The following is a 233-nucleotide window of genomic DNA, read 5'->3' on the forward strand; positions in this document are numbered from 1 at the left end:
GTTATGATGGAAAACCAGCTTCTGGCTTAGGGATTAAATTGGCCAGTGGCGCCAACGCGCTTGATACTGCGCAGGGTGTAAAAGATGCCATTGCCGAATTAGAGCCATTTTTTCCTGAGGGACTTGAAGCGGTTGTGCCTTACGACACTACACCATTTGTGGCGCTTTCAATTGAAAAAGTAATTCATACGCTTATAGAAGCGGTTGTGTTGGTGTTTGTTGTTATGTACTTG

Annotated in this window: 1 protein-coding gene; it reads left to right on the top strand. The window is 44.6% G+C overall.

Annotation, left to right across the window (positions count from 1 at the left end):
- A partial coding sequence (locus SB756_RS35770; protein WP_410913982.1) for an efflux RND transporter permease subunit occupies window positions 1–233 on the top strand: 233 nt, incomplete at both ends.

The sequence above is a fragment of the Pseudomonas sp. SIMBA_068 genome (genome assembly GCF_046534705.1).
GTDB classification, from domain to species: domain Bacteria; phylum Pseudomonadota; class Gammaproteobacteria; order Pseudomonadales; family Pseudomonadaceae; genus Aquipseudomonas; species Aquipseudomonas putida.